This is a genomic window from Microbispora sp. KK1-11 (assembly GCF_006874435.1).
GTDB lineage: Bacteria > Actinomycetota > Actinomycetes > Streptosporangiales > Streptosporangiaceae > Microbispora > Microbispora catharanthi.
Genome location: NZ_VIRJ01000035.1, coordinates 1 through 26,368, shown reverse-complemented (window position 1 = coordinate 26,368; position 26,368 = coordinate 1). Strand labels below are relative to the sequence as shown.

Sequence of the window (26,368 nt, the reverse complement as noted above, 5' to 3'; positions counted from 1 at the left end):
ACAATAGGAAGGAGTTAGGACAGATCCCGTCCTAGGATGGCCGTCGTGTTGGAGACGTCGGCGCGGCTGCTGCGGCTGCTGTCGCTGCTGCAGACCCCCAGGGAGTGGCCGGGCGCCGAGCTGGCCGAGCGGCTCGGCGTCTCGCACCGCACGATCCGCCGCGACATCGACCGGCTACGCGAACTCGGCTACGTCGTCCACGCCACCGCGGGCACGCCCGGCTACCGGCTCGGCGCCGGCGCCGGGCTTCCGCCGCTGCTGCTCGACGACGAGGAGGCGGTCGCCGTCGCCATCGGGCTCGGCACCGCCGCCGTCTCCGGCGTCACGGGCATCCAGGAGACCTCGCTCCGCGCCCTCGCCAAGCTCGAACAGGTCCTCCCGTCCCGGCTCCGGCACCGCGTCGGCGACCTGCGGTCGGTCACGGTTCCTCTGGCGGACCGGGCCGCCGCCGTGGACCCGGCCGTGCTCACCGCGATCGCCGCGGCCGTACGCCACCGGGAGAGCCTGCGGTTCGACTACCGTTCCCACGACGGCGCCGAGGATCGCCGCACCGCCGAGCCGTACCGGCTGGTGAACTCGGGCCGCCGCTGGTATCTGGTGGCGTGGGACACCGGCCGGGGCGGCTGGCGCACGTTCCGCGTCGACCGGCTGCGCCTGCACGCCCCGAACGGGCCACGCTTCACGCCCCGCGAGCCGCCCGGCGCCGACCTCGTCCGCTACGTCTCCGAGCGGATCTCCGTCGACCCCTACCGCTACCGCGGCCGGTTCACGGTGCACGCCCCGGCCGGCGTCGTCGCCGCCCGGATGCCGCCGACGATGGCGGTGGTCGAGCCGGCCCGCGACGGCGCGTGCGTCCTCACGGCGGGATCGAACTCCCTCGACGAGCTGGCCACGTGGGTCGCGCACCTCGGTGTCCCCTTCGAGGTGCACGAACCGCCCGAACTCGTCGAGCACATCCGCGCGCTCGGCGCCCGCCTCGTCGACGCGGCCCGGCGTCACCCGCCCGCCTGACACGCGCACGCATGGCTCGGAGTACGGCGAATTCGGACGTTATCAAGAGGACATTCCGGGCAGATCGCCGTCGACGCCGCGGCATCGGCGACGCGGCCGGAAGTGAGCATGAGGCACTACCAGATGGCCGACCGTTGGTGCAAGGCGTGGATTCGCCACCAGATGTGGCCCGGAGCGTCACCTTCCACACATTCGCTCTTAGGGATTCCTAACTTACGATGGCGTAGGTTACGGTTGCGTAGCCAGAAATTCTTCCCCACCTCGTGAGGTAGCCCATGACCGTCCTGACCGAACGTCCCTCACCACAGCCGAAGCCGGAGTTCGAGCCGGAAGGCAAGAGCAAAGCCGATCTGGTCGTCTTCGCGCTCGTTGTCGGTCTTCCGATCCTCGCGGTCATCGCCGCGGTGCCGTTCGCCTGGGGATGGGGCCTGGGCTGGACGGACGTCGCGATCGCCGCCGTGTTCTACGTCGTGTCCGGCTTGGGGGTCACGGTCGGGTTCCACCGCTATTTCACCCACGGCTCGTTCAAGGCCAACCGGCCTCTGAAGATCGCCCTCGGGATCGCCGGCAGCCTCTCGCTGGAGATGTCGGTGCTGGACTGGGTGGCCGCCCACCGCAAGCACCACAAGTTCTCCGACAAGGAGGGCGACCCGCACTCGCCGTGGCGGTTCGGCCCCGGCTTCAAGTCGATGTGCAAGGGCCTGCTGTACGCGCACGTGGGCTGGCTCTTCGAGGTCGAGCGCGTCAACCGCGCCAAGTACGCCCCGGACCTGCTCAAGGACCCGGACATCATGAAGCTGCACCGGTGGTTCCCGACGCTGGCGATCACCTCCCTGCTGCTCCCGCCGGTCCTGGGCGGCCTCATCACCTGGTCGTGGCAGGGCGCGCTGACCGCGTTCTTCTGGGGCACGCTGATGCGGATCGGGCTGCTGCACCACGTGACCTGGTCGATCAACTCCATCTGCCACGTGTTCGGCGAGGAGGTGTTCGAGTCGCGTGACAAGTCCCGCAACGTCTGGTGGCTGGCCATCCCGTCGTTCGGTGAGTCGTGGCACAACCTGCACCACTCCGACCCCACCTGCGCCCGGCACGGTGCGCTCAAGGGCCAGATCGACCTCAGCGCGGGCCTCATCCGCTGGTTCGAGAAGGCCGGATGGGCCTACGACGTGCGTTGGCCGACCCCGGAGCGGCTGGCGGCGAAGCGACTTGCCTGACGATTCAGTCAGCGCTGACGGCAGGGCCGCTCTACGGAACACGGCGGCCCTGTCCCTCACACCGACGCCCCCCGCATCGGCGCCCTCTGCTCCGGTGGCGCCCTCCACATCCGCCCTTCCGGCGCCCGCCGGCACCGGCACCCTTACGGCCCCCGCCTCCGCGGTGGCCGTACCGGCGCTTCCGGCGGCTTCTCCCCTGAAGACGGCAACCGGCCCGAGCCGGGTCCGGGCCGCCACACCCGCCATGATGGAACCCGTGAGCGAGTCCTCCCGATCCCGAAGACGCATGACCGGCGCGGAGCGGCGCGAGCAGCTGATCCAGGTCGGCCGCGCCCTGTTCGCGGACAAGGGCTTCGACGGCACCTCGGTGGAGGAGATCGCGGCCAGCGCCAAGGTGTCCAAGCCCGTGGTGTACGAGCACTTCGGCGGCAAGGAGGGCATCTACGCCGTCGTCATCGACCGGGAGATGCAGCGCCTGCTCAGCCTGGTCACCCAGGCTCTGTCGGCCTCGCACGCCCGCATCAAGCTGGAGCGGGCCGCGCTCGCCCTCCTTCAGTACATCGAGGAGAGCAGCGAGGGCTTCCGCATCCTGGTCCGCGACTCCCACGCCGCCTCGGGCACGGGCACCTTCGCCAGCCTGATCAGCGACATCGCCAGCCAGGTGGAGGACGTGCTGGCGGACGAGTTCAAGGAACGCGGCTACGACCCCAAGCTCGCGCCGATGTACGCCCAGATGCTCGTGGGGATGACCGCTCTCACCGGCCAGTGGTGGCTCGAGGTGCGCAAACCGCGCCGCGAGGAGGTCGCCGCCCACCTGGTGAACCTGTCCTGGAACGGCCTGACCGGCCTCGACGCCAATCCCGCGCTCACCGCCGCGACACGCGGCCTGGTCCTGTCCCCCGCCGCGGAGACCCGTACGGCGAGACCCGCCGAGCGCGAGTCGAAGGACCAGGAGAAGCTCCGCCGCGAGCAGGAGAAGGTACGCGAGCGGGAGCAGCGCGAACGCGCCAAGCAGCTCGAACGCCAGCAGCGCGAGCTGGAGAAGGCACAGGAGCGGGAGCAGCGCGAACGCGCCAAGGAGCTCGAACGGCAGATGAAGGAGCAGGACAAGCTCCGCCGCGAGCAGGAGAAGGCGCAGGAGCGAGAGCAGCGCGAACGCGCCAAGGAACTCGAACGCCGCCAGCGCGAGCGGGCCAAGGAACTGGAACGCCTGCAGCGCGAGCGGGCGAAGGGATTCGACCGGCCGCAGCAGCACGGGGAGATCTGACCGTCCGGCCGGCGGCGCGTGGGAGCTCGCCGGGGCAGTGCGTGGTAGCCGCTCGTGGCGGCGGCCGGAGACGCGCGGAAAGGCGGCCCGCGGGAGGGGCTCGCAGGGGGCGGCTCGTGGCGGCGGCCCGGCGACACGCGCGAGACGCGTCGATCAGGGAGAACGCGGCCTGCCGAAACCGGTCTGACGCTTTCGTTGCGGTGAAGTTAACGTTCCGTTCAACGAGTTGGGGCATATTTCGTTATATGTCCGCCCAAAGCTCCCCCGCCCATGAGCCGGAAGAGGCCGACCTCCCCGCCCGCGCCCCGCTGCCCAACGATCGATTCCTCAACCGGGAGGAGAGCTGGCTTCAGTTCAACGAGCGCGTCCTTGAGCTGGCGGAGGACTCCTCGGTGCCGCTGCTCGAACGCGTCAGGTTCCTCGCCATCTTCGCGAGCAACCTGGACGAGTTCTTCCGGGTGCGGGTGGCCGGGCTCAAACGGCGGATGGCGACCGGCCTGCTGCTGCGGACGACGGGCGGACTGAAGCCGAGCGAGGCGCTCTCGCGGATCGCGACGGTCGCCGACGAGCTCGCGCGCAGGCACGCGGCGGTCTTCCACGAGCGCATCTGCCCGGAGCTCGCCGAGGAGGGCATCGCGATCGTCCGCTGGGACGACCTCGCCAGGGACGAGCGGACGGCGCTGCGCAAACTCTTCCGTGAGCGGATCCGGCCGGTCCTGACGCCGCTGGCCGTCGATCCCGCCCACCCGTTCCCGTACATCTCGGGTCTTTCGCTGAACCTGGCCGTGACCGTGCGGAACCCGGAGGACGGCCACACGGTGTTCGCGCGGGTGAAGGTCCCCTCGCAGCTCCCGCGGTTCGTGACGGCCTCGCCTAACCGGTTCGTCCCGCTGGAGGACGTGATCGCGGCCCACCTGGGCGAGCTGTTCAAGGGCATGCAGATCGTGCAGCACCACGTCTTCCGGGTGACCAGGAACGAGGACCTGGAGGTCGACGAGGACGTCACGGAGAACCTCATGAAGGCGCTGGAGCGCGAGCTGCTGCGCCGCCGGTTCGGGCCGCCGGTGCGGCTGGAGGTCGAGGACACCATCACCCCCCAGGTGCTGGAACTGCTCGTGGACGAGCTCGGCGTGTCCGACAACGAGATCTACCGCCTGCCCGGGCCGCTCGACTTGACCGGGCTGCACGCCATCGCCGACCTCGACCGCCCGGAGCTGCACTACCGGCCGTTCGTCCCGGCGGAGGCGATCAGCGCCGAGGACGACCTGTTCGCCGTCCTGCGCGAGCGCGACATCCTCGTCCACCACCCGTACGACTCGTTCGCGACGAGCGTGCAGCGGTTCGTGGAGGAGGCGGCGGCCGACCCGGACGTGCTGGCCATCAAGCAGACCCTCTACCGCACCAGCGGCGACTCGCCGATCGTGGACGCGCTGATCGACGCGGCCGAGGCGGGCAAGCAGGTCGTGGTCGTGGTGGAGATCAAGGCGAGGTTCGACGAGCACGCGAACATCTCCTGGGCGCGCAAGCTGGAGACGGCCGGGTGCCACGTGGTCTACGGCGTGCTCGGCCTCAAGACGCACTGCAAGCTGTCGATGGTGGTCCGCCAGGAGGCGGGCGGGGAGCTGCGGCGCTACTGCCACATCGGCACCGGCAACTACAACCCGAAGACGGCCCGGCAGTACGAGGACTTCGGCCTGCTCACCGCCGACCCGCAGGTGGGCGAGGACGTCACCGACCTGTTCATCCACCTGACCGGCTACTCCCACCAGTCGGAGTATCGCCGGCTGCTGGTCGCGCCCGACTCGCTGCGCCAGGGCCTGCTCGCCCGGATCGAGCAGGAGATCGCCCACCGCGCAGCGGGCCGCGCGGCCCGGATCCGGATCAAGACCAACTCGATGGTGGACGAGCCGATCATCGACGCGCTGTATCGCGCCTCGCAGGCGGGAGTGCCGGTGGACTTGTGGGTTCGTGGCATCTGCACGCTCCGCCCAGGCGTGCCCGGCCTGTCGGAGAACATCCGCGTACGCAGCGTGCTGGGCCGCTTCCTCGAACACTCCCGGGTGTACGAGTTCGGCGGAGGGCGGCGGCCGGAGATCTGGATCGGCAGCGCCGACCTGATGCGCCGCAACCTGGACCGGCGGGTCGAGGCGCTGGTCAAGGTCACCAGCCCGCAGCAGCGCAGGTATCTGTCCGATCTGCTCGACCTGGCGTTCCGGGACACCACCACCGCCTGGACGCTGCACTCCGACGGCAAGTGGCTGCGTCATCGGGGCGAGGTCGACATCCAGCACCACCTGATCGCCGGGAGGCGCTGGCGGACCGTGGACGACGTGACGGAGTGACGGCCGAGGGCATGGTCAGGGGTATGGCCAAGGGCATGATCAGGGCGGCCGGGGCGGTCGTCTGGCGGGGGAACGAGGACGACCCGGAGGTCGCCCTCGTGCACCGCCCGGCGTACGACGACTGGAGCCTGCCCAAGGGGAAGCTCAAGCACGGCGAGCATGTGATCGCGGGGGCCCTGCGCGAGGTGCGGGAGGAGACCGGCCTGCGGGTCGTGCTCGGCCGCGCGCTCCCGCCCGTGCACTACATGCACGACGGCCGGCTCAAGCGGGTGGACTACTGGCTCGCCCACGCTCCCGACGACCAGGGTGCGGCCGATGGCGACGAGGTCGACGAGGTGGCGTGGCTGCCGATCGAGGAGGCGCGGCGGCGCCTGACCTACGCCTGGGACCGCAGCCTGCTGCGCGCCGTCGTCGCCGCTCCCCTCGTCACCACGCCGCTGATCCTGCTGCGGCACGCGCTGGCGGGCTCCCGGCAGGAGTGGAAGGGCGACGACGACCGGCGCCCGCTTGACGAGCGCGGCCGCGCCCAGGCCGAGGTCCTGGCCACGGTGCTGGGGGCCTATCGCCCGGCCGTCCTGGTCAGCTCGCACAGCAGGCGCTGCACGCAGACGCTCAAGCCGTACGCCGAGCGGCACGGGCTGGAGATGCGCGAGGAGACGGCGCTGTCGGAGAGCGGCTACGACCCGCGCGAGGCGGAACGGATCGTGCGCGATCTGCTGGCCGTGCCCAAGCCCGCGGTGCTGTGCAGCCACGGCAAGGTCCTGCCCGAGTTGCTGGGCATGGCCGGCGAGGCGCTGCGCGGCGTGCGGACCGCCGACCACACCCTCGCCAAGGGCGGCTTCGCCCTACTCCACCGCGCCACCGACAGCGTCGTGAGCCTGGAGCGGCACGCGACCTAAGAGCAGCAGCGCGGTGCGCGACCTGAGAGCGGCAGCGCGGTATGCGGGATCAGTTGCCTGCCGTGTGCTCCTCGCCTTCCTGGACGGTCCAGCGCACGTTGTGGGGCAGGAGGGAGTGCAGGAAGGCGGCGGGATCGTAGGCCTGGGCGGGAGCCAGCACCCCGGGCTTGGCCGAGTCGGCGATCAGGCGGCGGACGCTCTCGACGGCGATCACTGCGGTGGTGCCGTAGGTGTCCGGGCCTTCCACCACGCCGCGGGCTCGGCGGCCATCGAGCGCGACGGCGTCGATCAGGTAGGTGAAGCGCTGGGTGGCACGGGCTTGTTCGGCGGGCCCCTCGGGCAGGCCGCTGATGATCGATGGGTCGATGGGAACGCTCAGCCGGGCGGCGAGCGCGGCCTCGGCCAGCCCTTCGACATGCCGGACCTGGACGTGGTGGGGGATGGTCACGACCTCCGGCAGGGGGAACTTCGCCACCGGAACCGCCTGCGCGCTCCTGGGCAGAATGATTGAGGTCTTCCGCGGGGGGAGGCCTACCCGCCAGTCGCCGTCGTGATAGACCAAGCCACCGACCATGATGATGTCGATGCTTTCGACCACTGAGCGGAGTGATCCACGGGATGGTCCGCCGCCGCCGGCGATGAGGTGGATGCTGCTGATCTCCTCCAGCGGTCCCAGGCGCTCGGCGAGAAGGGCCGCGATCAGATCTCCCGGAACGCAGGCGTCGTTCGCGGCGGGCAGCACAGTGACCCCGGCGGCCTGCGCCTGCACCCCGAAGGTGTCGAAGATGGCCTTGATATAGGGCTGCTCGCCGGCGGTGTCGACGTAGTGGCGGCTCGCGGCGATCGCGGCCCGGACCACCGCGGCCCCGGTCGGGGCGAAGGGGCCGGCGCAGTTGACGACCGCGTCGGCCGTACCGAAGGCGGCGACCAGGGCGTCATGGTCGTCGACAGGGGCCACGCGTACGTCCGGGCTGGACAGGTCGACCGCGGCGGCGGCGTGCTGCAGGCGCACGGCGTCGCGGCCGACGAGCACGACGGTCAGGCCGCGCCGGATGGCCTCGGCCAGGACAAGCTTGCCTTGGTAACCACTAGCGCCATAGACGGCGATCTTCACCTGGATCTCCCTTGTGCAGGATCGTTGCTGGTTCGCAGCTACCGTAGATATGGAAATCGAGACTTCCAATACGCCGAAAGCTCAGCTGTTTGCTTTATCGTCTTCGTGCATGGATGTCTTGTCCGATGTGATCACCACTATGCGCACCGGCCTACCTCACTCGGCCCGCATCGACCGCAGCGCCCCGTTCGGCCGCAGGTTCCCCTCCAGCGACGCAGCGGGATTTCACGTGGTCCTGCAGGGCACTGCCTGGCTGATCCCAGACGACGGTGATCCCGTCTCCCTCGGGCCGGGAGATGTGGTGTTCCTGCCCGGTGGTGTCGGGCACGGACTGGCCGACAGCCCCTCCACCCCGCTTGTCGACGCGCCGGCGTCGTTGGCGGAACTGCGATCCGAGGAGCTGCTATCCGAGGAGCTGCGGTCCGCTTCACAGGAGACCCAAGTGCCGGGCGCCGCCCCGGTCACGGTCATGCTGTGCGGGGCCTACCTGCTCGACCGCTCACGCACGCATCCACTCCTGCAAGAGTTGCCCGACGTCGTCCATCTGCCGACCCAGGTCGGCCGCCGCTTGCAACTGCGCGCGGCACTCGATCTCCTCGGCGGAGAGCTGGAAAGCGTCCGTCCCGGCAGCGATGCCATGGTGCCCGCGCTGCTGGACGTGCTCCTGCTGCACATCCTTCGCGCCTGGTTCGACGAGCACAGAGACACCCCTACCGGCTGGACCGCCGCCTTGAACGATCCGCCCGTCGCGGCCGCCCTGCGCGCCATGCACGGCGAGCCGCAACGACAGTGGAGCGTCCAGGAGCTGGCCGGGCATGCGGGGCTGTCTCGGGCGGCCTTCGCCCGGCGATTCACCACGCTGGTCGGCCAGCCGCCGCTGGCCTACCTCACGTGGTGGCGCATGACCATCGCCGCCAGGCTCCTGCGTGCTTCCGACATGCCCGCGAACGCGGTGGCAGGCAAGGTGGGCTACACCTCCGAATACGCATTCGCCCACGCCTTCAAACGCGCCTACGGCCGGCCCCCGGGCGCATACCGCCGACAGGGTCGTCACCATCACGCGGCTACGAGCTGACAGGGTCAGGCGAGGCGGGACCAGACGGCGGGGAACTCCTCCTGAGCCCGGGCCGCCTCGGCGTCCTCGATGCCCGCCAGCACGCCGTAGGTGAAGGTGTCCTCCCCGGCCTGCCGCGCCCTTTCCGCCTCCTCCAGCAGCACGCCCTGGGCGACGACGCCGTCCTGGTGCCGTCCGAGCACCTCCTGCACCTGCTTGGCGCGCTCGGCCGCGCCGGACATGCCGGCGGCCTCCGCCGTGTATCGGGCGCGCTTGGCGGCCTTGCGCACCTCGTGCATGGCCCTCTCCCGTTCCTCGCCCTCCTCCAGGCGCCGCGCCGCTTCGTAGGCGTCGGTCACCCGCCGCCAGTTCCTGTCCACGATCTTCGGCAGGGCCTTGTCCGCGTGCTTGGCCGCCATGGCCGTCAGCGGCGGGTCGGCGGCCAGCGCGTCGAGGGCGTCGAGCAGCGCGAAGTAGCGATCCTCGCCGAGCGCGCGCCGGATGCGCTCGTACGCGTCGTGCTCCCTGGCCAGCAGGTCGTCGCCCAGCCTGCGGCGCGCGTCGGCGGTGACGAATCGGGGGTCGAGACCGTCGAGACGGGTGGCGAAGCGGGCCCGGATGACCTCCAGGTCACGAGCCTCGCCCAGCACCTCGCCGAGCCACTTGAGCTCCTCCTGGAGGTCCTCGGTGCCGGCGACGATCCGCTTGAACGCCTTGAGCGCGCTACGCAGACGGCGGCAGGCGACTCTGGCCTTGTGGACGGCGTCCTCCTCGGCCAGCCGCACGTGCGGGTCCCGCGCGATCAGCGCGTCGGCCTGAGCGCGGAGGTAGGCGACGACGGCCTCTCCTGCCGAACCGGGCTCGGGCCGGGTCCTCGGCGGGGCCGCGGGTATGCGGTCTCCCAGGACGCGCGCGAGTTTGCTCGCGCTGTCCGCGGGAGCGGCGCCCGCCTTGCGCAGCCGCTTGGCCACCTTCTTGAGGAGGTCGCGCTCGCCCTCCTTGAGCTCGGCCTCGACCTCGCGCCAGCGCCGCACCACCGGCTCGCCGCCGAGCACCGTGCCCTTCACGCGGTCGTCGGCGATCTCCACGAGCACCGCGCCGCCTGGACCGAGCAGCCGGGTGATTCCCCGGCGGGTCTCCAGCTGGGCCACCGGCGTGAGCGGGGCGCCCCGCGTGTACGCGAGGACGAGGCTCGCCAGCTCGGCGGGCACCACCTTGGCGCTGCGGGTGAGCGGCCGGGTGATCTCCTGACGGGCGCCCTTGGCCTTGGGCAGCTTGAGGTGCCAGCCCTCGTCGTCTCCGCCGCGCCGCCGGCGCAGGGTGACGCCCCGGGCCGCCAGCCGCAGGTCGGGGGTGTCGAAGTAGACCGCGGTCAGCCGGTGGGAGAGCGGCTCGGACACCCCCGCACATCCCGGCATGCCGCCGAGGTCGGGCAGGGCGAAGCCCTCCGGAACGTCGAACTTGTCCTCGATCTCCAGCGCCGCCGTTTTTGAAAGCACCGTTCCCCCCGAATGGTCCGGTTGGCGGTCATACTGCCACGCCAAGGTGAACAGACCTCACAGATGCGCGGCCACGAAGATCCGCCGGAACGGGAACAGCGTGCCGTACGGCCTGGGCGGGTAGACGGCCCGCAGGGCCCGGGCGCAGTCGGCGAGGAAATCGGCGTGGCGCTCAGGCGGCAGCCGGTCGAGCATGGGCCTCAGGGCCGTGCCCTTGATCCAGCCGAGCACCGGGTCCTCCCCAGGCAGGACGTGCACGTAGGTCGTCTCCCACGCGTCCACCGTGAAGCCGAGGCCGGCGAGCAGGTCCACGTAGTCGGCGGGATCCCCGACCGGCACGCGCCGCGGCACGTCGCCCAACTCCTCCCGCCAGGTCGTACGGCACAGCTCGCGCAGGACGGCGTGGCTCGGCGCGTCGTAGTTGCCGGGCACCTGGAAGGCGAGCCAGCCGCCCTCGGTCAGGTGGCTCTTCCACCGGCGCAGCAGGTCGCGGTGCTCCGGGATCCACTGCAGGAGCGCGTTCGAGACGATCACGTCGACCGGGCGCGGCGGGCGCCAGTCGCGGACATCGGCCACCTCGAACGTCGGCCCGGGCGGCGCCTTGGCGATCATCGCGGGCGAGGAGTCGACGCCGTGCACCCGGGCGCCAGGCCAGCGATCACACAGGGTCGCCGTGAGCTCTCCGGTGCCACAGCCGAGATCGACGACATACTCGGGCGACCTGGCGCCCACCCGGGCGACGAGCTCGTAGAAGGGACGGCCGCGCTCGGCCGCGTACCGCTCGTAGACCTCCGGATCCCAGATGTCCGTGCCCATGTCTGCCTCCTCCTTATCTTGACGTCGAGATAAATCGATATCGCGGGAGATATCTCGATGTCAAGAGAAGCTAGACTCGGCCCATGACCTTCTCGAGGCCCGTCGAGGACGAGGTGGACCGGCTGGTCGCGGCCTGGAAGCAGGAGCGCCCGGACCTGGACGTGACGCCTCTCGAGGTGCTGAGCCGGGTCTCCCGGTTGAGCCGGCACCTGGAGCGCGAGCGCCGCGCGGCCTTCGCGTCGCACGACATGGAGTCGTGGGAGTTCGACGTGCTGACGGCCCTGCGCCGCGCGGGCGAGCCGTACGAGTTGAGCCCGGGGGCGCTGCTGCGCGCCACCCTGGTGACCTCGGGCACGATGACGAACCGCATCGACAGGCTGGCCGCCGCCGGGCTGGTCACCCGGCGCCCCGACCCGGAGGACCGGCGCGGCGTGCTGGTGCGGCTGACCCCGGCCGGGATGCACCGCGTGGACGCCGCCTTCGCCGACCTGCTGCGGCGCGAACGCGAACTGCTCGCGGGCCTCGAACAACACGAACAGCAGGCCCTCGCCGCCCTGCTACGCACACTTCTGGTCCCCTTCGACGCCTCCGACGCGACCGCCCACTGATCCGGCAGAACCCGATCACTCCGTTCGGCGCGAAGGCGGAAACGACTGGATCTTGGCGGAATTTGAGGTGGACAAACGCCCCCATCAGGCCAAGGCCTGCCCATCTCTGCCATTTGTCGCTTTTGACGCTTTCGACGGCCCATTCGACGCCGCGTCAATGCGCTGTTGACTCATTCACAATCGGCATGGATATGCCCATATAAGTGTGATTTTCGTCACAGCAACCTCTTGGATCGGTCCAGTCCCGATCACGCCCCGAGACGGGCGGACGGTCTGTGATCAGCAGAGACGGGACCCACGCCCTCACGGCGGTGCCGCCATCGCGCCGAGGCGAAGACCCTGCGGGCACGGAGAGGAAACTCTGAAATTTCTGTTTTCAGAGGCTTTCTCGTTATAACTTCCCACCGTTCCTTCACTGACGCATGGGGCGCAAGTGACGCCTCACGACAGACCAGGGAGATCCACTTGAAGCGCACTCTCGCTCTCGGCGGGGTCGCGGCCGGCCTGCTGGCCTCCGCGGCGATCGCCGCCCCGGCTCACGCCGACCAGATCCCGTCCATCAACCTCGCCAAGACCAACTTCGCCGCGAAGGAAATCGCCGCGTTCTGGTTCGGTGAGGCGCGGGCCAACCTGATCAACGCCACGCCGTACGGCGTGGAGACCAAGATCGCCGCCAAGCACGTGTCGACCGGCGGTGTGTCGGCCAGCGACAAGGCCGGCGTCGTGGGCTCCAGCGGCGACCAGAAGGCCGCCACCGGCAACCTGAAGAACGTGAACCTGCCGAAGACCACCGGCAAGGTGTTCTTCATCGGTGCCGACCACAGGCCGCACTGGTGCTCGGCGACCTCGGTGCAGTCGCAGTACAAGAACCTGGTGGCGACCGCGGGTCACTGCGTGTACGACACCAAGTCCAACGCGACCACCCTGGACAAGTGGGTCTTCATCCCCGGCTACTACGAGGGCAAGACCCCCTGGGGCATTTACGTCGGTAAGACCGCTTACACGCACTACGACTACAGCGTGTACGAGGACGGCGACCGCGACTACGCGTTCGTCACGGTCTACAACGGCGTCCAGGTCACGGACGTGAGCTACGACAGGTACGGCCGCGACGACCACCACGGTCGTGACGACCACCACGGCCGCAACGACCACGACGGCAGGTGGGACGACCGCGACGGCAAGTACCGTGGCGGGCGTGACCACGACGACCGCGACTGGCACGTGGGGCCCGTCTCCGTCCGGCAGTTCCAGGCCCTGAACAGGGGCAGGGACCTCACCGGCAACGGCCCCTGGGCCAAGGGCACGGGCGTCGAGACCCACGAGATCAGCGAGCGCGCCTACCACAGCCGCTCGGACTCGTACGTCAGCCGTGACGGCAAGACCCTCTTCTTCCGCAAGAAGGTCTGGGACCGCGACGACCACAACGGTCCGAAGAACGACGAGAAGGCGCTCGCGCCGAACGTCGCGCCCAGCGGCCAGAACAACGGCGACCGGCGCCCGCAGCCGCAGCCGACCACCACCGTCACGACGACCGCGACCGCGACCGCCACCGTTACGGCGACCGCCACGGTCACGACGACTGCGACCGCGACCGTCACGGCGACCGCCACGGTCACCGCGACTCCCACCCGCAGGCCGACGGGCAAGCCCGACTGGTGCGACGACGACCGTGGCCCCCGCTTCTCCGGCGACAACGACCGCTGGGGCGGCGGCAAGGACCGTTGCGACGACAACGACCACCGGTCGTACAAGTACTACGCCAGGACGTTCTGGGCGAAGACCCGCGACGACCACAGGCCGCACGGCACGCTGAAGATCACCCTGAAGGACGTCGGCGCCCTCGGGTCCAACGTCGGTGGTCAGGGCCTGGCCTACAACCAGAAGATCGGCACCTCGGTCTTCATGTTCGGCTACCCGAGCGGGTCCCACCCGGACGGCAACTACGCCTTCACCGGCAAGACCCTCAAGTGGGCCTACGGCAAGACCTTCAAGGCGAGCGCCGCGGCCGTCAAGGGCGAGGAGCTCGTCGGCATCAAGTCGTCGTTCACCGGTGAGGGCGCCATCGGCTCGTCCTGGCTGTACCGCTACAGCAACACCAAGCGGCTCGGCTACCTCAACGGTGTGACCATCGGTGTCGCCGACACCGACGGCAACGGCCGCATCGACACCAGCATCTCGCCGTACTTCGACGGTGAGACGCTGGCCGTCTACAAGACCGCCGCGGCCAACTGGTCCGGCAAGATCGTCTGAGTCTCCGACTCCTGACGTTCAGGAGGGCCCGGCTGTCCGCAGCCGGGCCCTTTCCTTTTCCATCGAGCGCCCTGCCGATCGACGACGAGAGCGGGCCGCCGACCGCGGTCTGGTCTCGGTGGTCAGGTCATGTCGAAGCCGAGATCGGGGCAGAGCGGGGATCTCGCTTATCGCAGGTTTTGGTCACGAGCCGGACGGTCAGGCCGTCGGCGACGACCCGGAAGCCTCTGACAGCCACGCCCGCCGGCAGAGGTTCGGCGCCACGGTCGAGGCCACAGCGGCGAGTGCCGTCAGCTCTCCATCACGCCGAGCAGCAGGCGCCGATCCATTCCGGCGACGAGCGCCGAAAGCAGCGGCGACGTGACCAGACGCGCTCGGACCGGTACCGGGCCGTCAAGCCTCTCTCAGGCCGAGCAGCCGATGGACGTCGCCGGCCGCCTGTCCAGCGAGCCCGACATCGACGCCGCCGTGGAGCCGCTGTTCCACCGCCTTCGGGCTGCGGCCAGGGGAACGCGCCGGCCACGACCCCGCGCGTCTGGCCGTCACGATCGACGTCCTGATCCAGGCCATGGCGTCCGCCTCCACACGACTTTCCTGACCACCGGCACCAAGCCCACCGGGAACGCCTCGACTGGTAGAGCCGCGTGGAGGGGCCGGTCTCCGGGCGCGGGCCGTCGGTGGAGTGAGTGGATGGCGTCCAGACGTCTACGGCTTGCCACGCCATGCTTCCCGCGATGCTCCCCTGCGCGACCGCGATCCGGCGATTGATCGCTTACAGCGAGTTCGCGGGACGGCGCGCGAACTTATCTGGCACATCGCCATTACGGAACGTACATCCCCGGGTCAGGGCTGCCTTCGCGACGACGCCGATACGGCCCGGTAAAAGGCCACCTGAATAAAGGGCCGGCGAGGCAAGGAGAATGCAACTGGTCAGGACAATTACCACTGACTGCGCGTTGAAGTCTAATGCGGAAACCACGCGAGCAAACGAGATGAGAAGCCGCCGGACAAACGGATCGTGAGTCAATATCCAGACTCCCCTGGGAGCTTCCTCGCCAACCTCCTTGATGGCACCGAATCAGCGACCACAAAGCAGTCGGATGGCTCTCTTCTCGCTTCTTCCGCAGGGAGACTCATGGTTGCGGGAGTCACCGAGGACATCCGCTCGGTGGAAGCCAGGCGCCAACGGATGGCATGTCTACCTGCGGAAAGCCTGCCGACCTCCGTCGCCGAAGCTCCCGCCCAGCGGGATCGGCGCTCGTTGTCTCACGTTCTCAGTGACGGACGCACAATCGTCGCCCGCAGTCTGCGGGCAACTCCCTGAAATCGCGATCCACATCACCCATCAGTCATTCGGAGAATGCGCATCGCGAGCGATGTGGCGATTCCACACGTGGCACTGCCGACATCCCGTGCACTCATCTCCGGCCACCCAGAAACGCGCGGTAAATACAGGAGATCCGATCAGGCGGATTACCGGACGGTAGCCCCCTCCACAGGAGGACTCAGGAACCCTTCAGGAAGGGCTCTCACCGTCCGGCGGTCACCGCGTCGCGACGGCGTTCGGTCACGGCGGACCCGGAGCCGGCCGAGGCGACGCCAGGCAGTCCCGGGGTGGTCGCACCACGGTCACCCCGGTAACGACGTGCCCCTTCACGCTTTTCCTTGATCCTTTTCCTGCATCCCACAGGCGGTCACACGGACCACGGTCCAGGCGAAAGGGCACACTCCGACGCAATCTCTCGGGCATCCGGTTTCACTCAAACCTGTGATTTACATCACATTACACGGTGGTCGATCCGGTGCAGAGCGTGACGAATATCGCCCCACACATTACATGATCAGCTCATTTTCAGCTTCCGTTCAGGAAGCGACTGAAGGCATCGAGGTTGGAGGCAATGCGCGAACCAACCAATTCCACTTACGTCACTCCAATTGGTCGTATAGCTTTCTCCCCGTTCCTCACTGACGGATGGGGCGCAAGTGACGCCTCACGACAGACCAGGAGAAAGTTATGAAGCGCACTCTCGCTCTGGGCGGGGTCGCGGCCGGCCTGCTGGCCTCCGCGGCGATCGCTGCCCCGGCTCACGCCGACGAGATCCCGGCCGTCAACCTGGCCAACACCAACTTCGCGGCTCAGCAGGTCGCGGCGTTCTGGTTCGGTCAGCACAAGGCCAACCTGATCAGCGCCACGCCGTACGCGGTGGAGACCACGGTCCCCACCAAGCACGTGTCGACCGGCGGTGTGTCGGCCAGCGACAAGGCCGGCGTGGTGGGCTCGAGCGGCGACCAGAAGGCCGCCACCGGCAACCTGAAGAACGTGAACCTGCCGAAGACCACCGGCAAGGTGTTCTTCCTCGGCGCCGACGGCAAGCCGCACTGGTGCTCGGCCACCTCCGTTCAGGGCCAGTACAAGAACCTGGTGGCGACCGCGGGTCACTGCGTCTACGACACCAAGTCCAACGCGACCACCCTGGACAAGTGGGTCTTCATCCCCGGCTACTACGAGGGCAAGACCCCCTGGGGCATCTACGTCGGTAAGACCGCTTACACGCACTACGACTACAGCGTGTACGAGGACGGCGACCGCGACTACGCGTTCGTCACGGTCTACAACGGCGTCATCCCCACCGAGGGTGGCACCAGCGGCGGCAAGTACGAGTCCCGGGTCTACCGCAGCAAGCGGGCGGCCGAGTGGGCGAAGAAGAGGCTCGAGAACGACAAGACCACCGGCTACTCCAAGCTCCAGGTCATCGAGATCAACGAGCTCTCGAAGTACGGCAAGGAGCAGGCGGTCAGCGTCGCCGACTTCGCCGCTTGGAACAAGGGCAAGGACCTGAAGGGCAACGGCCCCTGGGCCGAGGGCACGAACGCGTCCGCGCCCGTGGAGATCGCGAAGGACGACTACCGTTCCTGGAGGGACTCCTACGTCAGCCGGGACGGGTCGACCCTGTTCTGGCGGGTGAAGGCCCAGGCCCCGACCGCTGCCTCCACCGCGTCCGCGAGTGCCGCCCCCAGCGCGTCCGCAGCCCCGGCCGCCGCCGCCGCTCCCGGGTACAAGTACTTCAAGCGGACGTTCGCCGCGAAGGTCCTCACCGGTTACAAGGTCGTCGGGTTCGGTCTGTCGATCGGCCTCAAGGACGTCGGCACCCTCGGGTCCAACGTCGGTGGCCAGGGCCTCGCCTACAACCAGAAGATCGGCACGGGCATCTTCGAGTTCGGTTACCCGAGCGGGTCGCACCCGGACGGCAACTACGCCTTCTCCGGCAAGACCCAGAAGTGGGCCTACGGCAAGACCTTCAAGGCGGCCGCTGCGTCCATCAAGGCCCAGGAGCTGGTGGGCATCAAGTCCTCCTTCACCGGCGAGGGCTCCATCGGTTCCGCGTGGCTGTACCGCTACAGCAACACCAAGCGGCTCGGCTACCTCAACGGTGTGACCATCGCGGTCTCCGACACCGACGGCAACAACCGCATCGACACCAACGTTTCGCCGTACTTCGACGGTGAGACGCTGGCCGTCTACAAGCAGGCTGCCGCCAACTGGTCCGGCAAGATCGTCTGATCTTCCCTCCGGTAAAGCAGAGTCAAGGAAAGGGCCCGGCCTCCAGCCGGGCCCTTTTCCCGTTTCAGGACAGCACCAGGCTCATCTGGCCAGGGATCGTCACAGCGAGCGAATCGACGCTTTCCGGTGCGATCGTCTGTCAATCGTCGCCCAACGGATCAACGACGCCAGCGGACGATCAACCCACGCATCTCACAGGGCCGGCCGCCGTGGGGTCGGAAGCTTTTCTCAATGAGCCGGCGAGGTTCGGGCCACCCCTCACTCGACCCCTTGGCCGACGGTCACGAACGTTGCCGTTCGTCCCATTCGGCGGTCTGCGTCCAGAGGACTGACAATCTCCACTCCGCCCGCACGGTGACCGCTTTGACGGGATTGCCCACTCTTCCGGTTTCCCTCGAAACTGTGATTTACATCACAGCAACGGTTCAACCCGTGCAACGCGGAGCGTAGCGGATGCCGTTCGACACCTTTGACGATCAGCCAAAACGGTCCGCCACCCCTGATGTGCAGCGTCCGAGTGCGGCACTCCCCTTCGGGATCACGGTCACGAACCCACTTACGCCACCCCATTTCCTCCTATAACTTTCTCCTCGTTCCTCACTGACGGATGGGGCGCAGGTGACGCCTCACGACAGACCAGGAGAAATCCAATGAAGCGCACTCTCGCTCTCGGCGGGATCGCGGCCGGCCTGCTGGCCTCCGCTGCGATCGCTGCCCCGGCTCACGCCGACTCCGTTCCGAGCGTGAACCTGGCCAACACGAACTTCGCGGCCCAGCAGGTCGCGGCGTTCTGGTTCGGTCAGGCCAAGGCCAACCTGATCAACGCGACGCCGTACGCGGTGGAGACCACGGTCCCCACCAAGCACGTGTCGACCGGCGGGGTTTCCGCTGACGACAAGGCCGGCGTCGTGGGCTCCAGCGGCGACCAGAAGGCTGCCACCGGCAACCTGAAGAACATCAACCTGCCGAAGACCACCGGCAAGGTGTTCTTCATCGGTGCCGACCACAAGCCGCACTGGTGCTCGGCCACCTCGGTCCAGGGCCAGTACAAGAACCTGGTCGCGACCGCGGGTCACTGCGTCTACGACACCAAGTCGAACGCGACCACCCTGGACAAGTGGGTCTTCATCCCCGGCTACTACGAGGGCAAGACCCCCTGGGGCATCTACGTCGGTAAGACCGCTTACACGCACTACGACTACAGCGTGTACGAGGACGGCGACCGCGACTACGCGTTCGTCACGGTCTACAACGGCGTCGTCCCCACCGAGAACGGCACCCACGGCCGCTTCGTGTCGAAGACCTTCGCCACGAAGAAGGAGGCCTGGGACTACAAGTCCAAGCTGCAGTCCGACAAGACCACTGGCTGGTCCAAGCTCGACATCGAGCCGGTCTTCGGCGACGCGAACCAGGGCAACGGCGACGGCCACCACGGGCGCCGCCACCACGACAGCCCGAGCGCTGCCCCGACCGAGCAGGCGCTGCAGGCCCCCGCGGGGATCACGGTTCCCCAGGGCAAGCGGTTCCTGGGCTGGCGGGTCGTCGGCTTCAAGCTGTCGATCGGCCTCAAGGACGTCGGCACCCTCGGGTCCAACGTCGGTGGTCAGGGCCTGGCCTACAACCAGAAGATCGGCACGGGCATCTTCGAGTTCGGTTACCCGAGCGGGTCGCACCCGGACGGCAACTACGCCTTCTCCGGCAAGACCCAGAAGTGGGCCTACGGCAAGACCTTCAAGGCGGCCGCTGCGTCCATCAAGGCCGAGGAGCTGGTGGGCATCAAGTCCTCCTTCACCGGCGAGGGCTCCATCGGTTCCGCGTGGCTGTACCGCTACAGCAACGCCAAGCGGCTCGGCTACCTCAACGGTGTGACCATCGCGGTCTCCGACACCGACGGCAACAACCGCATCGACACCAACGTTTCGCCGTACTTCGACGGTGAGACGCTGGCCGTCTACAAGACCGCTGCCGCCAACTGGTCCGGCAAGATCGTCTGATCTTCCGCCCGGTAAAGCAGAGTCAAGGAAAGGGCCCGGCCTCCAGCCGGGCCCTTTTCTGTTGCCCGAAAGCCCGGCGCGTTGCCCGAATCTCCCCTAATAGGGCAATAAGTTCGAGCCGTCACCATTCGACCTGTAACACGCGAATGTCGTCGTTCATCCCGTTCTTCAGGGCTGCAGTGGGATGGTCAACAGCCGCCCCTCCGCCCCAGGCGCGACCGCTCGACGTGATCACACGCCTCTTTGGTTTCCTCTAAATCTGTGATTTGCGTCACAGTGACTGTTATATCGGTCCAATGCGGAGCGTAACGGAAACGCCTGGGACGCCTTCATGATCAGCCAAAACGGTCGGCTCGGCTCAGACCCATGCCGTCCGAGTGCGACGCTCCCCCCAAAGCTTGATCGCAAACCCTCTTACGCCACCTCATTTCCTCCTATAACTTCTCCTCATTCCTCACTGACGGATGGGGCGCAAGTGACGCCTCACGACAGACCAGGAGAAAGTTATGAAGCGCACTCTCGCTCTGGGCGGGATCGCGGCCGGCCTGCTGGCCTCCGCTGCGATCGCGGCCCCGGCTCACGCCGACTCGGTTCCGGCCGTGAACCTGGCCAACACGAACCTCGCGGCCCAGCAGGTCGCGGCGTTCTGGTACGGCCAGGCCAAGGCCAACCTGATCAACGCCACCCCGTACGCGGTGGAGACCACGGTCCCCACCAAGCACGTGTCGACCGGCGGGGTTTCCGCTGACGACAAGGCCGGCGTCGTGGGCTCCAGCGGCGACCAGAAGGCCGCCACCGGCACCCTGAAGAACATCAACCTGCCGAAGACCACCGGCAAGGTGTTCTTCCTCGGCGCCGACGGCAAGCCGCACTGGTGCTCGGCCACCTCCGTTCAGGGCCAGTACAAGAACCTGGTGGCGACCGCGGGTCACTGCGTCTACGACACCAAGTCCAACGCCACGACCCTCGACAAGTGGGTCTTCATCCCCGGCTACTACGAGGGCAAGACCCCCTGGGGCATCTACGTCGGTAAGACCGCTTACACGCACTACGACTACAGCGTGTACGAGGACGGCGACCGCGACTTCGCGTTCGTCACGGTCTACAACGGCGTGCTGCCGACCGAGGTTCGGGGCACCGGCCACGGCTTCTATGGCATCTACGAGGACTACTTCAAGGCCGCCAAGGTCAAGAAGGCCATCGAGGCCAAGAAGGAGACCGGCTGGTCGGACCTGAAGATCGAGCCCTTCGTCGACACGAAGAGCGGCCCGACCGGCAAGGGCAAGCTGGGCGACAGGCGGAACTTCGGTTCCGAGTGGGTCCAGGTTGACCAGGCCGGGATCCTCGCGGCTTCCAAGATTGCGGACGGCGATCTCGGCGACAAGGCCCCTGAGGCCTTCCCCGCCGGCACCGGTGTCAAGGTCGACCCCAGCAACAAGGCTGAGTTCGACGCTGCCACCAAGGCCGCTCCGCAGGGCAAGGCCGGCAACAGCAGCGCGACGGACGGCTGGGCTTGGAGCAAGGACCTGAAGGTCCTGTACCTCAAGCGCGGCGAGACCTACACCAAGCGCACGTTCTTCGTGAACTACGACGTTGACTACAAGCTCGTGGGCAAGAAGCTGTCGATCGGCCTCAAGGACGTCGGCACCCTGGGCTCGAACGTCGGTGGTCAGGGTCTGGCCTACAACCAGAAGATCGGCACGGGCATCTTCGTGTTCGGTTACCCGAGCGGCTCGCACCCGGACGGCAACTACGCCTTCTCCGGCAAGACCCAGAAGTGGGCCTACGGCAAGACCTTCAAGGCGGCTGCGCCGTCGATGAAGGCCGAGGAGCTGGTGGGCATCAAGTCCTCCTTCACCGGCGAGGGCTCCATCGGTTCGTCCTGGCTGTACCGCTACAGCAACACCAAGCGGCTCGGTTACCTGAACGGTGTGACCATCGCGGTCTCCGACACCGACGGCAACAACCGCATCGACACCAGCGTCTCCCCGTACTTCGACGGTGAGACCCTGGCCGTCTACAAGCAGGCTGCCGCCAACTGGTCCGGCAAGATCGTCTGATCTTCCCCCCGGTAAAGCACAGTCAAGGAAAGGGCCCGGCCTCTGGCCGGGCCCTTTTCTGTTGCCCGAAACAGCCTCACCCGTGCTTCGCAGCGCGGCGGTCATGCCCTCGACCGCGGCCGTCCGCCCCGATTCCCTTCTCCCCGCTCCACGGCCGCCATATGGCCGCAGAGGACGCCAGACGCCCGGATCGGCGCACACATGCCCTACGCGAGCCGCGTTCCGCCTCCCAGACCGACAGGAACGGCCGGCGACCTTCCGGCCCCATCGGGCCGCCCGCAGACCGCCGATCGCGCATTTTTGGGACGCCCGGAACGACCCGCCGACGAGCCGCCGAGAGCGTGGGCACGTTCCACTGAAGGCCCTTTTGACGTTGGACCCCCGCTCCCGGTTTCATCCGGTCGATGTGATTTACATCACAAACAGCCCTATCTTGAGGCGGTCACGCCCCGTGACAACGGGCGTCCGGCACCACTCGTGATCAGCACAGATGCCGCGTAGACCCATCAATCACCGCGAAGCACGCAAGCCCGAAGCCAGTGGGCAGACGTCGTGGTTCGACTTACACCACACCAACTTCTCCTATAACTTTCTGACCGTTCCTTTACTGACGTATGGGGCGCAGGAGTCGCCTCACGACAGACCAGGGAGAGAAAGTTGAAGCGCACCCTCGCATTCGGTGGCATCGCGGCCGGCCTGCTGGCCTCCGCGGCCATCGCCGCCCCGGCTCACGCCGACTCGGTTCCGAGCGTGAACCTGGCGAACACCAACCTCGCCGCTCAGCAGGTCGCCCAGTACTGGTTCGGTGAGGCGAAGGCCAACCTGGTCAACGCCACGCCGTACACCGCGGAGACCACGGTTTCCGCCAAGCACGTGTCGACCGGCGGCGCCTCCGCCGACGACAAGGCCGGCGTCGTCGGCTCCAGCGGTGACCAGAAGGCCTCCACCGGCACGTCGAAGAACGTGAACCTGCCGAAGACCACCGGCAAGGTGTTCTTCACCGGCGCCGACGGCAAGCCGCACTGGTGCTCGGCGACCGCTCTGCAGTCGCAGTACAAGAACGTCGTGGCGACCGCGGGTCACTGCGTCTACGACACCAAGTCGAACGCGACCACGCTGGACAACTGGGTCTTCGTCCCCGGTTACTACCAGGGCAAGACCCCGTGGGGCATCTACGTCGGCAAGACCGCGTACACGCACTACGACTACAGCGTGTACGAGGACGGCGACCGCGACTACGCGTTCGTGACCGTCTACAACGGTGTCGTCCCCACCGACGGCGGCACCAGCGGCGGCAAGTACGAGTCGCCGACCTACAAGTACAAGTGGCAGGCCGACCGGGCGCTGCGGAAGCTCCAGGCCGACAAGACCACGGGCTACTCCAGGCTCCAGGTCGTGCCGGTCTACGAGGGCGGCTCGAACAACGGCGGCAGCAACAACCGGTGGGACCACCACCGCCCGTCGCCGACCCCGTCGCCCACCGCGAAGATCATCGGCTACAAGGTCGTCGGTGCGAAGCTGTCGATCGGCCTCAAGGACGTCGGCACCCTCGGGTCCAACGTCGGTGGTCAGGGCCTGGCCTACAACCAGAAGATCGGCACCGCCGTCTTCGAGTTCGGTTACCCGAGCGGGTCGCACCCGGACGGCAACTACGCCTTCACCGGCAAGACCCTCAAGTGGGCCTACGGCAAGACCTTCAAGGCGACCGCGCCGTCGATGAAGGCCGAGGAGCTCGTCGGCATCAAGTCCTCCTTCACCGGTGAGGGCGCCATCGGCTCGTCCTGGCTCTACCGCTACAGCAGCGCCAAGCGGCTCGGCTACCTCAACGGTGTGACCATCGCGGTCTCCGACACCGACGGGAACGGCCGGATCGACACCAGCGTCTCCCCGTACTTCGACGGTGAGACCCTGGCCGTCTACAAGACCGCTCAGGCCAACTGGTCGGGCAAGATCGTCTGATCTTTCCCCCAGTCAGTGAGGTAAGAAAAGGGCCCGGCCTCCAGCCGGGTCCTTTTTCTTTCGCATATCGCGGACGGCGACGAGAAAAGGAACGGCGTCGTCAATTCATCCTGCCCTTCTTTCCTTCCCGGGCCGCTCGGCCGACTGAGCGGAGGCATCCGGCCCGGGCGTCCCCGGCGGCTCTCCCTCCGTACGGCCAGCGAGGATCCCTCGCCCGTCAGGGCCCGGATGGGGCCCGTCCGGCCACACGGCCTCCATGGAAGCCCGCTGCCGCCGCACCGGAAATTCACGGTGAAAGCGCCGGCGGCATCGGCGTGCAATGGCATATCGCATTGAAGATCACGAGGTGATACCCATCGGTTCGCCTCTCTTACGCCCTCAGCTATCAATCCGGTAGTTTTTGCACATCCTTTACTGACGAATGAGGCGAAGTCACGCCTCACGACAGACCATGGAGAGCACGTGAAGCGCACCCTCGCGTTCGGCGGCGTCGCGGCCGGCCTGCTGGCCACCGCCCTCGTCGCCTCCCCCGCGCACGCGGACCACTTCAAGCCCAAGGCCAAGCCGCTGGCCGAGACCAACTTCGCCGCCAAGCAGGTGGCCGCCTTCTGGTTCGGTCAGAAGATGGCGAACCTCGTCAACGCCACGCCGTACGGTGCCGAGACCAAGGTCGCCGTCAAGCACGTCTCGACGATGCCCAAGTCGGTGACCGACGTGAAGCCCGGCGTCGTCTCGTCGAGCGGCGAGAAGAAGGCCACCGGCACGTCGAAGAACGTCAACCTGCCCCGCACCACGGGCAAGGTGTTCTTCATCGGCGCCGACCACAAGCCGCACTGGTGCACCGCGACCGCCCTGCAGTCGCTGCACAAGAACCTGGTGGCCACGGCCGGTCACTGTGTCTACGACACGGTGAAGGACAAGGACCTGATGGACAAGTGGGTCTTCGTCCCGGGTTACTACAACGGCAAGACGCCGTACGGCATCTACGTCGGCAAGATGGCGTTCACCCACTTCGACTTCACCACCTACGGCGACGGTGACTTCGACTACGCCTTCGTCGCGGTCTACAACGGCGTCCTTCCCACGGACGGCGGCACCAGCGGAGGCAAGTACGAGTCCCGGCTCTACAAGAGCAAGTGGGACGCCTACAAGGCCAAGGACCAGCTCGCGAAGGACAAGACCACGGCCTACTCCGACCTCAAGGTCGTGCCGGTCTACGCGGGCCCGAAGCCGGGCGACAAGTCGCCGAGCCCCAGCCCGTCGGCTTCGCCTTCGGCCGCGCCCTCGCCCGGCAAGACCCTCCTGGGCTACAAGGTCGTCGGCCTGAAGCTGTCGATCGGCCTGAAGGACGTCGGCAAGCTGGGCGACAACGTCGGCGGCCAGGGCCTGGCCTACAACCAGAAGGTGGGCCAGCCGACCTACGTGTTCGGCTACCCGAGCGGGTCGCACCCGGACGGCAACTACGCCTTCTCCGGCAAGACCCTCAAGTACAGCTACGGCAAGACCTTCCCCGCCACGGCTTCGGCCCTGAAGGGCGAGGCCCTCCAGGGCATCAAGTCGTCGTTCACGGGCGAGGGCGCTTCCGGCTCCGCGTGGCTGTACAAGTACAACAACTCGACGCGGTTCGGCTACCTGAACGGCGTCACCATCGGCGTCTCCGACACCGACGGCAACAACCGGTACGACACCAGCGTCTCGCCGTACTTCGACGGTGAGACCCTGGCCGTTTACAAGGCCGCGGCCGCCACCCCCTCGGCCAACATCGTCTGACGCCTCGTGAGGCCCAGCTGAGCAAGGGCCCGGCCGCGTACGGCCGGGCCCTTCTCCCGTTTTCCGGCTCCTTCGTGTCCGTACGGCTCCCCTGCGCGCTCTCCCGGCCGCCGGGTGCCCCACGCTCGGGCGAGATCAGACGTGATCACATCACCGCACGGTTCCATCTCACGAATGTGATTTACCTCACATTCATCGCTTAAACGATCAGTAACGCAGAGTGATCGCAATCTCGCGAAATCAGCATCTCATCAGCAGAAACACAGCAAGCTTTCAGGTTCGGATCCGACCTTGATCATCTCGGGTGCGTGGACGGAGCGGTTTTCGGCGCTACTTTCCGCCTGACTCCTCCGATAACTTTCTTACCGTCCCTTTACTGACGTGTGGGCGTATTTTGTGCCCCCGACAGACCAAGGAGAACAACCCTTGAAGCGCACCCTCGCATTCGGTGGCGTAGCCGCGGGCCTGCTGGCCTCCGCGATCGTCGCCGCCCCCGCACACGCGGATTCCGTACCGCACGACACCCTGGCCAGCTCCAACTTCGCCGCCAAGCAGGTCGCCGCCTTCTGGTTCGGCGAGCGTATGGCCAACCTCCGCAACGCCAAGCCGTACAACGTGGAGACGCGAGTCTCGGCCAAGCACGTGTCGACCGGCGGGGCGTCCGCGGACAGCAAGCCCGGCGTCGTCGGGTCCAGCGGCGACAAGAAGGCGACCACCAGCACGAAGAACGTCAACCTGCCCCGCACCACGGGCAAGGTGTTCTTCATCGGCGCCGACCACAAGCCGCACTGGTGCACCGCGACCGCGGTCCAGTCGCACTACAAGAACCTGGTGGCGACCGCCGGCCATTGCGTGTACGACACCAAGAGCAACAAGGCGACCCTCGACAAGTGGGTCTTCGTCCCCGGTTACTACCAGGGCAAGACCCCGTGGGGCATCTACGTCG

The 26,368-nt window shown here is 67.7% G+C and carries 16 protein-coding genes and 1 pseudogene; 14 read left to right on the top strand and 3 right to left on the bottom strand.

Going from position 1 to position 26,368, the window contains the following annotated elements; genetic code table 11:
• Positions 1–45: 45 nt before the first annotated feature.
• The 5 genes from FLW16_RS35815 to FLW16_RS35795 all read left to right on the top strand — a co-directional run bounded on the left by FLW16_RS35815 (position 46) and on the right by FLW16_RS35795 (position 6,733).
• The gene (locus FLW16_RS35815) at positions 46–1,011 is read left to right on the top strand and encodes a YafY family protein (RefSeq protein WP_142565040.1); all 966 of its coding nucleotides are present in this window, start codon (positions 46–48) and stop codon (positions 1,009–1,011) included.
• A 275-nt stretch (positions 1,012–1,286) separates the two neighbouring features.
• Complete coding sequence (locus tag FLW16_RS35810) at positions 1,287–2,225, top strand: acyl-CoA desaturase (protein ID WP_142565038.1); 939 nt, start codon at positions 1,287–1,289, stop codon at positions 2,223–2,225.
• A gap of 247 nt (positions 2,226–2,472) precedes the next feature.
• The gene (locus FLW16_RS35805) at positions 2,473–3,492 is read left to right on the top strand and encodes a TetR/AcrR family transcriptional regulator (RefSeq protein WP_142565158.1); all 1,020 of its coding nucleotides are present in this window, start codon (positions 2,473–2,475) and stop codon (positions 3,490–3,492) included.
• 245 nt (positions 3,493–3,737) lie between these two features.
• Positions 3,738–5,834, top strand: coding sequence for an RNA degradosome polyphosphate kinase (locus FLW16_RS35800; protein WP_142565036.1), 2,097 nt, complete (start codon positions 3,738–3,740; stop codon positions 5,832–5,834).
• A gap of 23 nt (positions 5,835–5,857) precedes the next feature.
• Positions 5,858–6,733 (top strand): NUDIX hydrolase, encoded by an 876-nt coding sequence (locus tag FLW16_RS35795; protein ID WP_260615952.1) that lies wholly within the window; start codon positions 5,858–5,860, stop codon positions 6,731–6,733.
• Positions 6,734–6,782: 49 nt separating this feature from the next.
• On the opposite strand, the gene FLW16_RS35790 is transcribed toward FLW16_RS35795, so the two are convergent.
• On the bottom strand, positions 6,783–7,847 hold the full coding sequence (locus tag FLW16_RS35790) for a trans-acting enoyl reductase family protein (RefSeq protein WP_142565034.1): 1,065 nt from the start codon (positions 7,845–7,847) through the stop codon (positions 6,783–6,785).
• A gap of 49 nt (positions 7,848–7,896) precedes the next feature.
• Here FLW16_RS35790 and FLW16_RS35785 point away from each other — a divergent pair, with 49 nt between their 5' ends.
• Positions 7,897–8,922, top strand: a complete 1,026-nt coding sequence (locus tag FLW16_RS35785) for an AraC family transcriptional regulator (protein WP_260615951.1) — start codon at positions 7,897–7,899, stop codon at positions 8,920–8,922.
• Between the two features lie 5 nt (positions 8,923–8,927).
• Here the strand turns inward: FLW16_RS35785 and FLW16_RS35780 are convergent, their stop codons facing one another.
• Both FLW16_RS35780 and FLW16_RS35775 read right to left on the bottom strand, forming a co-directional pair.
• The gene (locus FLW16_RS35780) at positions 8,928–10,400 is read right to left on the bottom strand and encodes a CYTH and CHAD domain-containing protein (RefSeq protein WP_260615950.1); all 1,473 of its coding nucleotides are present in this window, start codon (positions 10,398–10,400) and stop codon (positions 8,928–8,930) included.
• Between the two features lie 57 nt (positions 10,401–10,457).
• Positions 10,458–11,216, bottom strand: coding sequence for a trans-aconitate 2-methyltransferase (locus FLW16_RS35775; RefSeq protein WP_185949735.1), 759 nt, complete (start codon positions 11,214–11,216; stop codon positions 10,458–10,460).
• Between the two features lie 83 nt (positions 11,217–11,299).
• On the opposite strand from FLW16_RS35775, the gene FLW16_RS35770 reads away from it, so the two are divergent.
• The 8 genes and pseudogenes from FLW16_RS35770 to FLW16_RS35710 all read left to right on the top strand — a co-directional run.
• Positions 11,300–11,824, top strand: coding sequence for a MarR family winged helix-turn-helix transcriptional regulator (locus tag FLW16_RS35770; protein WP_142565032.1), 525 nt, complete (start codon positions 11,300–11,302; stop codon positions 11,822–11,824).
• A 465-nt stretch (positions 11,825–12,289) separates the two neighbouring features.
• Positions 12,290–14,077 carry a serine protease gene (locus tag FLW16_RS45630; protein ID WP_260615949.1) on the top strand — a complete coding sequence of 596 codons (1,788 nt, stop codon included), beginning with the start codon at positions 12,290–12,292 and terminating at the stop codon, positions 14,075–14,077.
• A 2,014-nt stretch (positions 14,078–16,091) separates the two neighbouring features.
• Entirely contained in the window at positions 16,092–17,639 is a 1,548-nt protein-coding gene (locus FLW16_RS44110; protein WP_185949734.1) for a serine protease, read from the top strand.
• 650 nt (positions 17,640–18,289) lie between these two features.
• Complete coding sequence (locus FLW16_RS35740; RefSeq protein ID WP_142565030.1) at positions 18,290–19,633, top strand: serine protease; 1,344 nt, start codon at positions 18,290–18,292, stop codon at positions 19,631–19,633.
• A gap of 506 nt (positions 19,634–20,139) precedes the next feature.
• The gene (locus tag FLW16_RS44105; RefSeq protein ID WP_185949733.1) at positions 20,140–21,693 is read left to right on the top strand and encodes a serine protease; all 1,554 of its coding nucleotides are present in this window, start codon (positions 20,140–20,142) and stop codon (positions 21,691–21,693) included.
• Positions 21,694–22,350: 657 nt separating this feature from the next.
• Positions 22,351–23,652 (top strand): serine protease, encoded by a 1,302-nt coding sequence (locus tag FLW16_RS45625; RefSeq protein WP_260615947.1) that lies wholly within the window; start codon positions 22,351–22,353, stop codon positions 23,650–23,652.
• 462 nt (positions 23,653–24,114) lie between these two features.
• Entirely contained in the window at positions 24,115–25,422 is a 1,308-nt protein-coding gene (locus tag FLW16_RS45620; protein WP_260615946.1) for a serine protease, read from the top strand.
• Between the two features lie 426 nt (positions 25,423–25,848).
• Positions 25,849–26,368: pseudogene (locus tag FLW16_RS35710) on the top strand (hypothetical protein); the annotation flags it as partial.

Bases quoted from the DNA above. Each gene is read 5' to 3' on its own strand.
- FLW16_RS35775 (WP_185949735.1), bottom strand. From the start codon at position 11,216: ATGGGCACGGACATCTGGGATCCGGAGGTCTACGAGCGGTACGCGGCC.
- FLW16_RS35795 (WP_260615952.1), top strand. From the start codon at position 5,858: ATGGCCAAGGGCATGATCAGGGCGGCCGGGGCGGTCGTCTGGCGGGGG.
- FLW16_RS35785 (WP_260615951.1), top strand. From the start codon at position 7,897: ATGGAAATCGAGACTTCCAATACGCCGAAAGCTCAGCTGTTTGCTTTA.
- FLW16_RS44105 (WP_185949733.1), top strand. From the start codon at position 20,140: ATGAAGCGCACTCTCGCTCTGGGCGGGATCGCGGCCGGCCTGCTGGCC.
- FLW16_RS35800 (WP_142565036.1), top strand. From the start codon at position 3,738: ATGTCCGCCCAAAGCTCCCCCGCCCATGAGCCGGAAGAGGCCGACCTC.
- FLW16_RS35810 (WP_142565038.1), top strand. From the start codon at position 1,287: ATGACCGTCCTGACCGAACGTCCCTCACCACAGCCGAAGCCGGAGTTC.
- FLW16_RS35770 (WP_142565032.1), top strand. From the start codon at position 11,300: ATGACCTTCTCGAGGCCCGTCGAGGACGAGGTGGACCGGCTGGTCGCG.
- FLW16_RS44110 (WP_185949734.1), top strand. From the start codon at position 16,092: ATGAAGCGCACTCTCGCTCTGGGCGGGGTCGCGGCCGGCCTGCTGGCC.
- FLW16_RS35740 (WP_142565030.1), top strand. From the start codon at position 18,290: ATGAAGCGCACTCTCGCTCTCGGCGGGATCGCGGCCGGCCTGCTGGCC.
- FLW16_RS35805 (WP_142565158.1), top strand. From the start codon at position 2,473: ATGGAACCCGTGAGCGAGTCCTCCCGATCCCGAAGACGCATGACCGGC.